Genomic DNA, 13,915 nt, shown 5'->3' with positions numbered 1-13,915 from the left:
GTATACTCCATGGTAGCTAGACCAAAGAAGGAAGCAACATAAGGGCTTTGCCTGAGGATATACATGGTCCAGAGTCGGACCGAAAGGATGAACATAGGATGATCGCTGATAAGAGTATCAAAGAATTGGAGAATTCCTCCGTCGCACTGACGGTCACCGTGACCGCCCCCACCATCGAGAATGATTACAAGGCTGCACTGCAAAAGTACGCCGCTACCATCCAACTCAAGGGCTTCCGCAAAGGAAAGGCCCCTGTTTCTGTTTTGGAAGGCAAGTTCGGCAAGGCCATTCGCGAGGAAAGCACTTTCAACACCATCGAGGAAGCCCTCAAGGAAGCTCTGCAAGGAGTTGAGGACAAGTACAAGCCCCTCTCTTTCAGCACTCCCGAGTTGCAGGACGAAGAGACCCTGCTCCCCTTTCAGGCAGATAAAGACATCACCTTTACCGTTACGTATGATGTAATGCCCACCTTTGAGCTTCCCGCCTACAAGGGCTTGAGTGTCACCTATCCAAAAGTAGCTGTTTCCGATGAGGCGGTGAATGCTGAGATCGACAAGTTGCGCGAGCAGAACGCCATGGTCATCGACAAGCAGGATGCTGCCGCCATGGGCGACATTGTCACCGTTGACTATGTCGAGCTTGACGATCAGAACAATGAAGTTGCAGGAACCGAGCGCAAGGAGTTCGTCTTCACCCTCGGCAGCACCTACAATTTCTACCAGATTGACAGCGACTTGGTCGGCATGAAGGCCGGTGAAGAGAAGACTTTCTCCAAAACCTATGCCGAGGATTCCACCATTGAAGGGTATGCAGGTAAGACCATCACCCTCAAGGTTGCAGTCTCTGCTGTGAAGTTCCGTGACGTTCCCGTTCTGGACAACGATTTTGCCCAGGACGTAAAGGAAGAATACAAGACTGTCGAAGACTTGGTTAAGGCTACCCGCGAGAAGCTTCAGAAGGCATTGGATGCCAAGCTTGAGCAGGAGAAGCTCAACGCCCTCAGCGAAGAACTGCTGAAAGGCACCACCATCGCAGTTCCCGCCAGCATGATTGATCTTGAGATCGACCAGAGTTGGAACCGCTATGTGAAGCAGACCGGCCTCAGCGAAGAGCAGATTCTGCAGTTCCTGCAGTTCCAGCAGAAAACCAAGGAAGACGTCACCGCACCTTGGAGAGAAGCTGCCGAAAAGAATCTTCGCGTCCAGCTGATCATGGACAAAATCAAGGATACTGAAAAGTTCACTGTTGACGAGGAAGAACTGAACAAGGCTTTGGAAGAACAGCTGAAGGACGTTACCGACGAAAGTCAGCGGGAGTACTACAAGGCCATGATCGAGGACGACATGCGATTCCAGAAGATTGCACCGTTCTTGCAGGAAAACAACACCTTTGTTGAAGGTGATGAGGTTGCCTACGAGGTCTTCATGAGTCAGACCTACGGTGCGTAAGAGCGCATCCGACAGTGTTTTACGTTGTGAGAAGGCGGGTCCACACTGGTTCCGCCTTTTCAATCTCAGCTTTAAAAGGGGGCTTTTGCCATGAATAACCATCCTTTGAGGATGCAATCCACCATACCGATGGTCGTCGAGCAGTCTGGAGTCGGCGAACGTGCCTACGACATCTTCAGCCGTCTGCTCAAGGATCGCATCATTTTTCTTGATGGCGAGATCCATGACGCCAATGCTGATCTTGTGGTAGCACAAATGCTCTTTCTCGATTCCGAGGATTCCACCAAGGACATCAGCCTCTATATCAACAGCCCCGGCGGCTCTGTTACCGCCGGTCTTGCGATTTATGATACCATTCAGTACCTGCACTGCAAAGTGCAGACCATCTGCATGGGACAAGCCGCCAGCATGGCAGCCCTGCTGCTCGCCAGCGGTTCGGAGGGAAAGCGATTCATGCTGCCTTCTGCAAGAGTCATGATCCACCAGCCTTGGGGTGGTGTCGAGGGTCAATCCACCGACATCTCCATCCATGCAAAGGAGATCAGCCGATTGAAGAAACTGACCATCGACATCATCGCCCAACATACGCATAAGAGCTTTGAGCAGGTGTCCAAGGATGTCGAGCGGGATTTCTTCCTTTCAAGCGATGATGCTGTCAGCTATGGTATTGTCGACAGCGTCATGAGAAGGAGTAACTGATGGCACGAAACGCGAAAGTCTGTTCTTTCTGCGGCAAAGGCCAGGAAGAAGTAAAAAGGCTCATCAACGGTCCCGGTGTGGCCATTTGTGATGAGTGCATCAAAGTGTGCAACGATATGCTCGCCGGTGATCCTACGTTCCAGGAGGATGCATTGGGACTTCCCGAACGCATCCCCACCCCGAAGGAACTCAAGGACTACATGGATGAGTATGTCATCGGCCAGGATGATGCAAAACGTGTACTGGCCGTTGCAGTGTACAACCACTACAAACGAGTCAAGTTCCAGAAGCAAATCGCTGAACAAGGCGTCGAGCTGGACAAGTCGAACATCCTCATGGTCGGGCCTACCGGTACCGGTAAGACTTTGCTAGCTTCCACGCTAGCCAAAAAGCTGCAGGTTCCCTTCGCCATCGCCGATGCTACCACCCTCACCGAGGCTGGATATGTCGGTGAGGACGTTGAGAACATTCTGCTTAAGCTCATTCAGAATGCCAACGACAATATCAAGGCGGCTGAGTACGGGATTATCTTCATCGATGAGATCGACAAGATTGCCAAGAAAGGTGAAAATCCGTCCATCACCCGCGATGTAAGCGGTGAAGGCGTACAGCAAGCCCTCTTGAAAATCATCGAGGGAACCGATGCATCCGTGCCTCCCCAGGGCGGCAGAAAGCATCCCAACCAGGAGATGCTGAAGATCAATACACGCAACATCCTCTTTATCTGTGGTGGAGCCTTTGTGGGCTTGGACAAGGTCATTGAGAAGCGGGTTTCCAGCCATGCCATGGGTTTTGGCGCCAGCATTATCAATGCCCAGGACAAGGACCTGCATGCCTTGTACAGCAAGATGATGCCGGATGATCTGATCAAATTCGGTCTGATCCCCGAATTCATCGGCAGACTTCCCATTCACGTTGCCTTGGACAACCTGTCCAAGAAGGATTTGATGAGAATCATCGTAGAGCCGAAGAATTCAATTCTCAGGCAATATGAAGCTGCATTCCGTCTTGACGGCATTGAGTTCATCTTCAAAAGTGAAGCTGTCGAAGCTGTGGCGGAGAAAGCGTTCGAGCAAAAGACCGGTGCCCGAGGCTTGCGGTCCATTGTGGAGAACATCATGATGGGAATCATGTACGATATTCCTTCCATTCAACAGGTGAAACAGGTGATTGTAGGACGGGAGTGTGTGCTTGAAGGCAAACAACCCGAGGTTATTCGTGGAGCGTGAAATGTTTAGCTACCCCCCATTTGACGAGCAGATTCTGGATCTGTTGAGAAGTCGGGACGAGTTCATCGTTCTGGGACACATAAGCCCTGATGGGGATTGCCTATCGAGCCAGATGGCTGCAGGATCGCTCTTGCTTAAAATGGGCAAGACCGTCCATATGGCCAACGCTGGTCCATTCGACCGTTCAGAAATCTCTCACCTGCGAGCGGATTTTCTTGCACACATTGATGAGGAGCTGTACAACCGCAATCCGATCGTGGTTGTGGTTGACTGCTCTTCCCCTGAAAGACTTGGCCATCTTGCCAAGGAAATCGAAGGGCTGACCACCATCGTGTTGGATCATCACAGCAGCGGGGAGCAGTTTGGAAATCATCGCTACATTGTACCCCGTTCAGTTTCCACCACCCTGATCATTATGCAGTTGTACAAAGCTCTCGAGGTGGAAATCTCTCAAGAAATTGCCGAACACCTGTTTTTCGGGTTTGCAACTGACTCAGGCTTTTTCCGATTCATCAATGCATATCGGGGAGAAACCCTGCGTCTTGCAGCGGAACTTGTAGATCTGGGAGTCTCTCCCAATACCATGGCCGACCGAATGACCGGTGGCAAGAGTCTTGGATATGTCAAATATTTGGGCAAACTCATCGACCGCAGTGAAAGTCTTTTTGACGGAAAATTGATGTACTCCTCCTCCTGCCTCAAGGATAGGGACACCTACATCACTACCGATAAACCCAGTGATTCGCTCTATGCCATGTTGCTCTCAGTCAAGAATGTCGAGGTTGTGCTCTTCTTCAAGGAACTTGAGGGAGGCAGCACCGAGGTGGGCTTTCGGTCTTCCCATCAGAGCAGTGTCGATGTAGGTGCATTGGCTGAACGTTTCGGCGGCGGCGGACACAAGAAAGCTGCAGGGGCGACGGTGAATGAAGAGATCGACATAGTACGGAAAAAATTGATCGATGCTGTCGGGGAACTACTGCACGGCTAAGTTGGCATACACATTGCATACAGATGTGAGAAATCACCGAAGGAGTATGCAATGCACCTCTTACCCCTATCCGAAAGCGCATCAACGTTCCTGACTAAATCTGTTGTACGATATCAGACGCTGCCTACAGACCAAAGTCTCTTCCATTCATTGCATGAACAAACCCAGCAACTATTGTATGAACTCCCCTCTTTTTTACACCTCATTGAAGAAGAGGATTGCTGTGAGTTCCTGTTTTTCTGCTACGACGCAATTCCCTATTACCTGAATACCTATCGTGAGGGAAGACTCTCCTATATCGGCTATCTGAGCCAGGTGGTTCGTAAGCGTAGCCGGTACTTCATGGCCCAACAACAGATACAACGAAAGAAAGAACTCTTGGTCGCCGAAAGCGATTACTATCAGCAACAAGTATCCCAGATGCCTCTCCAAACTGCCGAGCATGCAACATACTGCAGTTTCTCTTCCGTTCCCCAACAGGAAATCCAAGCTTTGCCGGATCTCTTCAGCCAACTCATGCAACGTTGCAGCAATCCAATAAACCCCACCAATGCAAAGCTGAGAAAATTGCAGGCGGTTCTCCAGTTGCCGGTGAACCGAAAACGATTCCTGATCATGCTCACCCTCTCCCCTCATTTGGCTGGCGAGTACCTGCTGGAAGACTTGGCTTCGCTTTTGGAAGTAGAGGCTCCCCTGCTTTCACAATATCTGAATACGGCCAACTCGGTGCTTGCCCACAAACAAGCATGCAAAGAGGAATTTGAAACCATAAGCCATCGACATTTCAGAAGGTTGCTGGAGATTGAATCGGAGCTCCTTCGTGAGGACGATGAGGGTAAGCGACGTAAGCTTGAGGAACTGCTTAGCTGGACACGACGTGTATACAAGATCAAAATCCACCAAATCCGGACCATGGAACTCAATTTAAGCCATAGCGAGCTAGGAGCTCTTCTCGGAATTCCCAAAGGGACCATCGATAGTTCGGTGCACTATATGAAACGTCTGCTTTCCAAGTATATGGACGAAAAAGAGGACAATGAGTATCTTTAGACCCATGAATATTCTTTTGGCATCCAACAATCTCCATAAACGGGAAGAATTCTCCCGCATGCTTTCGGGCCATACGCTTGTGGTACCCTCTGAATTGGGGCTGCATTTTGATTTTGAGGAAGATAAGGCGACGTTCACCGAGAATGCCTTAGGCAAGGCTTTGGCACTGTTTGAGCAAGCACCAAAGGGCTTTGTCGTCCTTGCCGATGATTCAGGACTCTGCGTCGACGCACTGGGTGGCGGTCCGGGTGTAAGAACAGCCCGGTATGGTATGGAAACGTTCGGCAGACAGCTGGAAAGCGCTGAACGCAATCAGTTCCTTTTGGAAAATCTGAACCACTTGCAATCACCAAGTGAGCGAGGGGCACAGTTTGTGTGTGCCTTGGCCTTGGTGGTCGATACGCATCGAATTTTTACGTTGTGTGAATCCGTGAAGGGCTCAATTGCCACCACCAGTTTCGGAAAGGGTGGTTTTGGGTACGATCCGGTTTTCATCGTCACCGAGGCGGGAAAGACAATGGCCGAGCTTAGTGAAGAAGAGAAGGACCGCTACAGTCACCGAGGCTGCGCAACCCGACACCTTATAACCTTGTTAGGAGAAATTGCATGAAGACACTCAACCGTGCTGAACAAAATAGTGCAGACACCTGGGACCTTGGAAGCCTCTTTGAGAATCACCAGGCTTGGGATGAAAGTCTCACCTTGCTCATAGAGCGAATCCAAGAGGCCTCTAAGCTGAAGGGAACCCTACAGGGAGGGAAAACTTCCTTCCTCTCGACGATGCGATGGTATGAAGAGACCTCGATCCTTGCAGAGAGGTTGTACAACTACGCGTTCTTGCTGTACGCAGGGGACGCCTCGGACAACGATAATGTCAGACGCTATTCGCTTGCATCCCAGTACCTCAGCCAGCTCAGTGCCGCCATGGCCTTCTTTGATCCGGAACTGCTGGGAATTGAGGATAAGGTAATCGATGCCTACCTTCAGGATGACGCATTCGCCGACTATGCCATCTTTATCCAGAAAGCGAGAAGGTTCAAGGAACATGTGCTCAGTGAGCGTGAAGAGCGTCTGATGGCCCTCCAGGGGGAAGTAGGCTCGGTGATGCGAACCACCTTCGGTGATTTGACGAACGTGGATTTTAATTTCGGCGAGCTTGAGGGAAAACCACTCACGCAGAGTTCGTTCAGCAGTTTCTTGATGCAGGATGACAGGGACTTGCGGAAAAGGGCTTACAAGCAGTTTTATGCCGTGTACGACAAGAGCAAGCATGCCATCGCCAGGCTCTATGAAGGCCAAGTAAAGCAGGATATTTTCCGCAGCAAGGCACGCGGCTATGAGAGTTCGAGAAGCATGGCCCTCTTCGGTGACAAAGTTCCCTTGTCCGTGTATGACAACCTCATACAGGCAGTACACGAGGCATTGCCCTCCCTTCACCGCTACTATGCACTCAGAGCCCGCCTGTTGGGTCTGGACAAGCTTGCTCACTATGATGTCTATGTCCCCTTGGTCAAAGGCATCAAGGCGCATACAAGCTATGAGAGGGCAGTCCAGATTATCGGCGAAGCGCTCAAGCCGTTGGGCCAAGACTATGTAACGACACTTACAAAGGGTCTTACCACCGACCGCTGGGTCGACCGGTATGAGAATACTGGAAAGCGCAGTGGAGCCTTCAGCAGCGGTACCTATACCTCAAAGCCGTATATTCTGCTCAACTACAAGGAAGATGTACTTCGCGATCTCTTTACCGTCGCCCATGAAGGCGGGCACTCCATGCACAGTTACTACAGTGCACGGAACAACCCCTATTTCCACTACGATTACACCATTTTCGAAGCTGAGGTTGCATCGACATTCAATGAGCAACTGGTTGCCAAGTATATGATCGAGACTTCCTCGGACAGCAAGACCAAGGCCTACATCCTGGGCAAGCAGATTGATGATATTGTAGCTACGCTCTTCAGGCAGACCATGTTTGCCGAGTATGAGATGATCACCCACCAGATTGCTGAATCGAATACACCTTTGACTCTGGAGTTGCTCAGAGAGGAGTATCGCAAGCTATTGGTCGCCTATTTCGGTCCGAAGGTGGAGTTTGAAGAAGAGAGCGATATGGAAGGCCTGAGGATTCCGCACTTTTACAGTCCCTTCTATGTCTACAAGTATGCTACCGGCATCAGTGCGGCAATCGCCTTGAGCCAGAAGGTACTCAAAGGAGGAGAGGCTGAGCGCAATGATTACCTTTCCTTCCTTTCAAGCGGAGGCAGTTCCTACCCTATCGATTCACTATGCAAGGCAGGTGTCGATATGGCCAGCGTAAAACCGGTCCAGGATGCACTGAAAACGTTTGAGAATCTGCTTGATCAATTCGAAGCACTGCTCTAGCAGAATTCAAGCCTTCTTTTTTAAAAGAGGGCTTGACTCAAATCCCAACGGTGTTGTATTGTAGCCACGTTCGGTTTGAAAGAACCGGAAAACCTCAGAATGCGGTAGTGGTGGAATTTGGTAGACACGCTAGCTTGAGGTGCTAGTGGGCTAACGCTTGTGCTGGTTCAAGTCCAGTCTACCGCAATCATATAAACCCTTGCTAAGATAGAACTTAGCGAGGGTTTATTTTTATACTCAGACTCAGATCAGAGCCAGCAGCATCCTCGCCGCAGTATACACCAACAACAACGACAGAACTGCATTGACAAGTCGGCGTGTAGCTTCAGTCTTCAAAAGCCGGGAAAGGCCCAATCCAAAGAGGGCCCAGGTGGAAAGAGCTGAAAAACTCATCAGGGTAAAACAAAGCGCACTGAGTATCAGATTGATGGGTGTACGACTCATATCCTTCAGGAAGGTTGCATATACCGTCAAACCAAGGACGATGACCTTCGGATTGAGCAGCTGCAAGAGCAGGCCGTTGCTATACCCAAGTGGTTTGACAGCCGTCTGGGAGAATGCATAGGAGCTCGTGAGCACATGATAGGCCAGATAGAGGATGTACAGGCTGCCCGCCACCGTGAGGAAGGACACCATTCGGGGCATCACTTGCTGAAAAAATGTAGCCAAAGCAGCGCTGATCAGCATGATTGAGAAGAAACCCGTAGCAATGCCGAAGAAATACGGCAAGGACCTGCGGTAACCATAGTTGAGACCCATCGCATGACTGCTGATCGTATTCGGACCCGGGCTGAAGGTTGTGATGAAGGCAAACATGAAGGTGGAGAAAAGGTCGATCTGCATATCAAAGGATTGTATCAGCAAAAACCTGGTTGGACTATTGAAAAAAGGACCCCGGGATGATTTTGTCTCCCGGGGTCCTGATGGATTCAAGCGTTTGGGCTTAGTACTTCTTTACTCCATTGGCGAGAGCTTTCTCAACCAAGGCATAGAAGTCATTTACGTGAACGCTGGCTCCGGCGATGTCGTCGGTATGACCGGCATCGTCCTTGTAGGTGATCTTCTTGGGATCCTGGGTGGAGAGGAGATGGTTCTGAACAACCACAGCCTGCTCGTGCCATTCCTTGCCGATCTTGCTTGCCTTGAGCATGCCGTAGCCGCCTTCAGCAGCAACTGTCTGCTTGTCACGGTTGTCCTTGTCCACGGCACTCCAGTATACGTTGACGAGGTTGCCGTTGCTTACGAACAGTGAGGCAAATCCCTTCCAGCCCGATGAGCCGAAGGCTTCCTCGGTGGCATAGTATCCGCCGTTGGCAAAGGGTCCGAGACCGACAGGACCGTTGTCCAAAGCCTTCTTGACGAGGTCGAAGAGGGGGTTCACGTGAACCGATACTCCTGCGATATCATCGGTGTGGCCGGCATCATCCTTGTAGGTGATGGCAGTGAGGTCCTGGGTCTTGAGCAAGTACTCCTCAGTCTTCTGGGCCTGAACATACCACTCATCCTGGGCCTTGCCGAACTTGACCATGTTGTACTTTCCAGCCTTGTCGTAGGCCTTCTTGTCGTCGCCATTGCGGTTCACAGCACTCCAGTTAACGCTGGCGATGCGGCCGTTGAGAACGGTCAAGGAGACATATTCCTTCCAACCGGAAGAGGGATAGCTTGCATCGATGGCGAAGTATGCACCATCGGCATACGATCCGCGACCGACAGGACCGGCAGCCAAAGCCTTGGCGGCAAGTTCAAAGAAAGCATTCACGTGTACAGAAACGCCAGCGATGTCATCGGTGTGGCCTTCGCTGTCCTTGTAACTGATCTGTGCGGGATCCTGGGTCTTCAGCAGGTGGGCCTCGGCCTTCTCTGCCTGTTGGTACCACTCAGCCTGAGCCTTACCAAACTTGACCATGTTATACTTTCCAGCCTTATCATAGGTCTTCTTGTCAGCACCGCCGGAAACGTTGACAGCGTTCCAATCAGCTTCGACAATCTTCCCACCAGAAACGGTCAAGGTCACAGTTTCCTTCCAACCTGAAGAGGCGAAAGCATCGTCGGCGGCAAAATAGATGCCATCAGCATACTTTGCAGCGGCCACAGCCGGGGCAGGTGCTGGTGCAACGGGAGCCGGTGCGGCCACAGCCGGGGCGGCAGCGGGAGCCGGGGTCGCGGTTTTCGCTTCAGACTTCGAACAGCCGGTGAAGACGAACAGAGAGATCAAAACAACTGCTGCAAGAACAGCAAACACGTTCTTTCTCATGGTCATGTACTCCTAGGTAATATCAACATTCTTACATATAATCATATACAGATTTATTACACCTTTGCAATATCGTCCTAAAATTATCAATATACATTCGCAATTACTACTATATCTTGTTAAGTAATTGTAATATATAGAGTTCTTTTGACAAGTAATCCGATTACTTTACTTTGATATAAAAATATCGATTTATTTTTTTTATGGACTTTCATAATAAATTGTTTCCCAAAGAGATTTTTTGTTTTTTTACCTCCTAGAGTATGGCGCTAATGAAGAAAATGTGGAAAACTATATTCGATAAAAAAGGACACAATTGCATAAAATCCTACTTCTGTGCTAGAGTGTTTTTCTGCCAAAGCAAAAAGGTTCCGTGACTGTACATCTGAAAATGAGCCTGGTTGCAACGCAATACCGAAATTACCATATTGCAAGCCCTTGCCTACAAGGGTCATTAAGGAAGGAACAATGGACAAGAAACAGATTGTGGTATTAGGCGGGGGATACGCCGGAGTACACGCTGCAAAAACCTTGCACAAAGCATTCAGGAAACACCAAGACAAGGTAGAGATTACCTTGATCGATAAGGGCCGCCACCACATTCTCATGACGGAACTGCATGAAGTTGCAGGAAACCGAGTCGAAGAAGATTCAGTTAAAATTTCCTTCGACCGCATATTCGCCGGCAAAATGGTCAAGGTAGTACAGGATACCATTGCCACCATTGATTTCAAGAATCAAACCCTCAAAGGCGAACGGGCCCATTACTCCTATGACCAGCTGATCATCGGTACCGGCGCCACCACTGCCGACTTCAATATTCCCGGTGTCAAGGAGCATGCCTTCTACCTGTGGAGTCTCGAGGACGCACTACGCATCCGCTGCCACATTGAGCAGGTAGTCAAGGATGCAAGCCGCGAAGCGGACCCTGAGAAGCGCAAGCAGATGCTTACCTTCGTTGTAGCCGGAGGCGGATTCACCGGCATTGAGCTGGTAGGTGAATTGATTGAATGGCTGCCCATCCTTTGCAAGGAAAATGGTATTGACTTTAAAAAAGAAGGCAAGCTGATCAGTGCTGAGGCATTGGGAAGCATCCTGAATATGTTGCCGGAAAAGCCTCGTGCCAAAGCCGTCAAATACCTTGAGAAGAAGGGTGTGGAGATTAAGCTCAACTCCCTGATCACCCAAGTCGATGCAGAAGGCTTCTCGATCAAGAGCGGTGAAGTGATCAAGACCAAGACACTGGTCTGGACCTGTGGAGTTCGCGGCACCGAATTTTGTGAAAAGCTTCCCCTTACCGATGGAAAAATCGGCAGAAAGCTTGTGAATGAATATATGCAGAGCCCTGACTACCAGAACGTCTACTTAGTCGGTGATGGTATGTGGTTCTTGGAAAACAATCGTGCAGTGCCCCAGATTGTCGAAGCCGCCGAGCAGACTGCAAAGACTGCCGCCGATGGCGTTGCCTATGCAATAAAGAGTGAACTCGGCCTGAAAACCGAGCATCCCAAACCGTTCAAGTCAAATTTCCACGGCTTCATGGTCTCCATCGGGGGAACCTATGCAGTCAGCCATACCGCAGGAATGTCTTTGTCAGGGTTCTTTGCCATGGCCCTCAAGCATATGGTAAACATTTACTATCAGAGCGGAGTCTGCGGCGTCAACGGTGCTTGGGCGTATATCAAACACGAAATTTTGGAAATCAGACACAACCGCTCCCTTATCGGAGGCTTGGCTTCCTACAAGGTTCCCTCCTACTGGACGACCTTCCTCAGAATGTATCTGGGTGTAATGTGGTTCATCGAAGGAATCGGCAAGATCAAGGACGGCTGGCTTACCGACACCACCGGTTCAAAAGTCTATTGGGGTGCCCCAAAAGCCGATGGCATCGCCGATGCCTGGGCTTCAGCAAGCCAAAGTGTTGCTGAAACAGTTGCCTCAGCAAGTCAGGCTGTTGCCGATAGCGTAGCCTCCGTAAGCCAGACTGCTGCATACTCCAGTCAGCCAGTGGTGCAAGCTGTTGCATCTGCCAGCCAAAGTGCTGTTGAAGCTTCCTCCTCAGCCACCCAGTGGGTTGTCGAAACTGCGGCATCCGCCAGCCAAACGGTAGTCGATACCGTTGCCTCTGTCAGCCAAGCCTTGGCTGAAACCGGCGCTGTCAAGCAATTTGCACCTCCCCTGCTTTCCGAGCCGTTGGCTATCTTTACCTGGATCAACGATACCTTTGTGGCTCAGGCTCCGTATCTGTTCCAATTGATGATCGTACTCGCTGAAGTCGGTATCGGACTTGCCCTCTTTGCAGGCCTGTTTACCTTCCCTGCAGCCATTGTCTCCATCGGCCTGTCGATTATGTTCCTCATAGGAGCTCTTGCAGGCAAGGAGATTCTTTGGTACATGGCAGTCTCCATTATCATGCTCGGAGGAGCCGGTAAGGCCTTCGGTCTGGACTATTGGGTGATGCCCTACCTGAAGAGGCTGTGGAATAAGACTCCTCTTGCCAAGAAAACCTACTTCTATCTCGATGAACCTGAGTTCACCAAACGACAGATGGAACGGAAACTCGGGAAAAAGTAGGAAGGCATGACCGATTTCTGGGATGACGAGCAGGAACTCAAAAAAAACCTGATGAACGTAAGCAGTACCATCGAGAGCACGGTGGCTACTGCTCACGGCTTTATCCGCCCCATTTTGCTTGACCATGTGCAATCGGTGGGGAAAATGTTGCGTCCCGCCCTGATTCTCATAACCAGTGCCTTGGGTGAACAAGAAGTAACAGAGGATGCTATACGAGTCGGATCCATTCTTGAGCTGATTCATCTCGCTTCCTTGGTCCACGACGATATTATTGACTCCGCTGCAAAACGCAGGGGAAAATCGACGGTGTTCGCTAAAGTGGGAGCCAAACAGGCAGTACTCGCCGGTGACTTCCTGCTGGCGAAAGCCTTGATGCTAACCAGCGGCAAGGAACGGGGAATGGACAGCAGGGTTGTCTCTCGTGCACTGAGTCGGCTTTGCGAAAGTGAACTGGAACAGGATGCAGGCCAAGGCGACTTTTTTATATCCCATCACACGTATCTGCGCCGGATAGCAGGGAAAACGGCAAGCCTGTTTGCCTTAAGTTGTTACGCTGGTGTCGCACTGCAGGAATCGGAACCGACCAGGCAGATGCTGTGCCATCGAATTGGATACTGCATGGGAATGGCCTTCCAGATCCAGGACGACATCCTTGATTATGCAGGCAGTTCCTCAAAGTTGGGAAAACATACAGGCAATGACCTCAAGTGCGGGATCCCCACCCTGCCGCTCATCTATGCGCTGAAGCAGGAACGAGAAAACGGACAAACACAGTTGCACGATCTTTTGTATCAGGCTTCGACTCCTCTGAAGGAAAAAACCGTCAAACAGGCACTTATTCTGGTTGAATCGTTGGGTGGTGTACAAAAAGCTCAAATTCTTGCAGAATCATACAAAAAGAGAGCCTTCTCCGATATCAAGCGCCTCGCACACCCCCAGGTGGAGAGACAACTCAGCACTCTTTTTACCAAATTATCTACACGATCAGTATAGGAACAGCATGAACAATACACACAATGATTACGATTCAGACCTCACTGGAGAGGAGCAGGCCTTCCGTGAAGCATATGAAACTACGTTGCTTTATTTGGAGACTAGGCAGAAAATAAGTCCGCTGAATGTAATCGACCTCGAAGGAGAATTTCACCACCTCACCATCTATGAGGGACAGGATTGGGGCGGCAGGGGCGTTTTGAAGAATGCGGAGATCCAGGGACAAATCTATGCCTATTTGGCATTCATCAACCAGCTGAAACAACCAAAAGGGCTGTAGGGAGAGTAGCCAGTA

At 50.3% G+C, this 13,915-nt stretch carries 12 protein-coding genes and 1 tRNA gene; 11 read left to right on the top strand and 2 right to left on the bottom strand.

All coding sequences use genetic code 11. The features are described from left to right. Window positions 1-98: 98 nt before the first annotated feature. The 8 genes from tig (at window position 99) to SPIBUDDY_RS05415 (ending at window position 7,985) form a co-directional block, all read left to right on the top strand. Window positions 99-1,448, top strand: coding sequence for a trigger factor (tig, locus tag SPIBUDDY_RS05450; RefSeq protein WP_013606759.1), 1,350 nt, complete (start codon window positions 99-101; stop codon window positions 1,446-1,448). A gap of 90 nt (window positions 1,449-1,538) precedes the next feature. Then, window positions 1,539-2,147: an ATP-dependent Clp protease proteolytic subunit gene (locus tag SPIBUDDY_RS05445; RefSeq protein ID WP_013606758.1), complete on the top strand. Its 609-nt coding sequence runs from the start codon at window positions 1,539-1,541 to the stop codon at window positions 2,145-2,147. Beyond that, window positions 2,147-3,376 carry an ATP-dependent Clp protease ATP-binding subunit ClpX gene (gene clpX, locus SPIBUDDY_RS05440; protein ID WP_013606757.1) on the top strand — a complete coding sequence of 410 codons (1,230 nt, stop codon included), beginning with the start codon at window positions 2,147-2,149 and terminating at the stop codon, window positions 3,374-3,376. The genes SPIBUDDY_RS05445 and clpX overlap by 1 nt, the downstream gene beginning before the upstream one ends. A 1-nt stretch (window position 3,377) precedes the next feature. Beyond that, a complete protein-coding gene (locus SPIBUDDY_RS05435) occupies window positions 3,378-4,364 on the top strand; it encodes a DHH family phosphoesterase (protein WP_013606756.1) in 987 nt (328 codons plus the stop codon). A 51-nt stretch (window positions 4,365-4,415) separates the two neighbouring features. Further along, entirely contained in the window at window positions 4,416-5,414 is a 999-nt protein-coding gene (locus tag SPIBUDDY_RS05430; RefSeq protein WP_013606755.1) for a hypothetical protein, read from the top strand. A 4-nt stretch (window positions 5,415-5,418) separates the two neighbouring features. Then, a complete protein-coding gene (locus SPIBUDDY_RS05425) occupies window positions 5,419-6,024 on the top strand; it encodes a non-canonical purine NTP pyrophosphatase (RefSeq protein ID WP_041380598.1) in 606 nt (201 codons plus the stop codon). Beyond that, the gene (gene pepF / locus SPIBUDDY_RS05420; protein ID WP_013606753.1) at window positions 6,021-7,799 is read left to right on the top strand and encodes an oligoendopeptidase F; all 1,779 of its coding nucleotides are present in this window, start codon (window positions 6,021-6,023) and stop codon (window positions 7,797-7,799) included. The genes SPIBUDDY_RS05425 and pepF overlap by 4 nt, the downstream gene beginning before the upstream one ends. A 101-nt stretch (window positions 7,800-7,900) precedes the next feature. Continuing rightward, window positions 7,901-7,985 (top strand) — tRNA-Leu (locus tag SPIBUDDY_RS05415). A 57-nt stretch (window positions 7,986-8,042) separates the two neighbouring features. Here the strand turns inward: SPIBUDDY_RS05415 and SPIBUDDY_RS05410 are convergent. Next, entirely contained in the window at window positions 8,043-8,642 is a 600-nt protein-coding gene (locus tag SPIBUDDY_RS05410) for a LysE family translocator (RefSeq protein ID WP_013606752.1), read from the bottom strand. 100 nt (window positions 8,643-8,742) lie between these two features. Then, the gene (locus SPIBUDDY_RS05405) at window positions 8,743-10,053 is read right to left on the bottom strand and encodes a hypothetical protein (protein ID WP_013606751.1); all 1,311 of its coding nucleotides are present in this window, start codon (window positions 10,051-10,053) and stop codon (window positions 8,743-8,745) included. A gap of 468 nt (window positions 10,054-10,521) precedes the next feature. Here SPIBUDDY_RS05405 and SPIBUDDY_RS05400 point away from each other — a divergent pair, with 468 nt between their 5' ends. The 3 genes from SPIBUDDY_RS05400 to SPIBUDDY_RS05390 are packed head-to-tail and all read left to right on the top strand — an operon-like array spanning window position 10,522 to window position 13,900. Then, window positions 10,522-12,627 (top strand): FAD-dependent oxidoreductase, encoded by a 2,106-nt coding sequence (locus SPIBUDDY_RS05400; protein ID WP_013606750.1) that lies wholly within the window; start codon window positions 10,522-10,524, stop codon window positions 12,625-12,627. Window positions 12,628-12,633: 6 nt separating this feature from the next. Continuing rightward, window positions 12,634-13,620, top strand: a complete 987-nt coding sequence (locus SPIBUDDY_RS05395) for a polyprenyl synthetase family protein (protein ID WP_013606749.1) — start codon at window positions 12,634-12,636, stop codon at window positions 13,618-13,620. A 7-nt stretch (window positions 13,621-13,627) separates the two neighbouring features. Then, window positions 13,628-13,900 carry a hypothetical protein gene (locus tag SPIBUDDY_RS05390; RefSeq protein ID WP_013606748.1) on the top strand — a complete coding sequence of 91 codons (273 nt, stop codon included), beginning with the start codon at window positions 13,628-13,630 and terminating at the stop codon, window positions 13,898-13,900. The last annotated feature ends 15 nt before the right edge of the window (window positions 13,901-13,915 follow it).

The sequence above is a fragment of the Sphaerochaeta globosa str. Buddy genome (assembly GCF_000190435.1).
GTDB classification, from domain to species: Bacteria; Spirochaetota; Spirochaetia; order Sphaerochaetales; family Sphaerochaetaceae; genus Sphaerochaeta; species Sphaerochaeta globosa.
The sequence above is the reverse complement of the archived record's forward strand: the minus strand, read 5'-3'. Positions and strand labels throughout refer to the sequence as shown.

Bases quoted from the DNA above. Each gene is read 5' to 3' on its own strand.
- SPIBUDDY_RS05445 (WP_013606758.1), top strand. From the start codon at position 1,539: ATGAATAACCATCCTTTGAGGATGCAATCCACCATACCGATGGTCGTC.
- pepF (WP_013606753.1), top strand. From the start codon at position 6,021: ATGAAGACACTCAACCGTGCTGAACAAAATAGTGCAGACACCTGGGAC.
- SPIBUDDY_RS05390 (WP_013606748.1), top strand. From the start codon at position 13,628: ATGAACAATACACACAATGATTACGATTCAGACCTCACTGGAGAGGAG.
- SPIBUDDY_RS05395 (WP_013606749.1), top strand. From the start codon at position 12,634: ATGACCGATTTCTGGGATGACGAGCAGGAACTCAAAAAAAACCTGATG.
- SPIBUDDY_RS05405 (WP_013606751.1), bottom strand. From the start codon at position 10,053: ATGAGAAAGAACGTGTTTGCTGTTCTTGCAGCAGTTGTTTTGATCTCT.
- clpX (WP_013606757.1), top strand. From the start codon at position 2,147: ATGGCACGAAACGCGAAAGTCTGTTCTTTCTGCGGCAAAGGCCAGGAA.
- SPIBUDDY_RS05425 (WP_041380598.1), top strand. From the start codon at position 5,419: ATGAATATTCTTTTGGCATCCAACAATCTCCATAAACGGGAAGAATTC.
- SPIBUDDY_RS05430 (WP_013606755.1), top strand. From the start codon at position 4,416: ATGCACCTCTTACCCCTATCCGAAAGCGCATCAACGTTCCTGACTAAA.
- tig (WP_013606759.1), top strand. From the start codon at position 99: ATGATCGCTGATAAGAGTATCAAAGAATTGGAGAATTCCTCCGTCGCA.
- SPIBUDDY_RS05410 (WP_013606752.1), bottom strand. From the start codon at position 8,642: ATGCAGATCGACCTTTTCTCCACCTTCATGTTTGCCTTCATCACAACC.
- SPIBUDDY_RS05435 (WP_013606756.1), top strand. From the start codon at position 3,378: ATGTTTAGCTACCCCCCATTTGACGAGCAGATTCTGGATCTGTTGAGA.
- SPIBUDDY_RS05400 (WP_013606750.1), top strand. From the start codon at position 10,522: ATGGACAAGAAACAGATTGTGGTATTAGGCGGGGGATACGCCGGAGTA.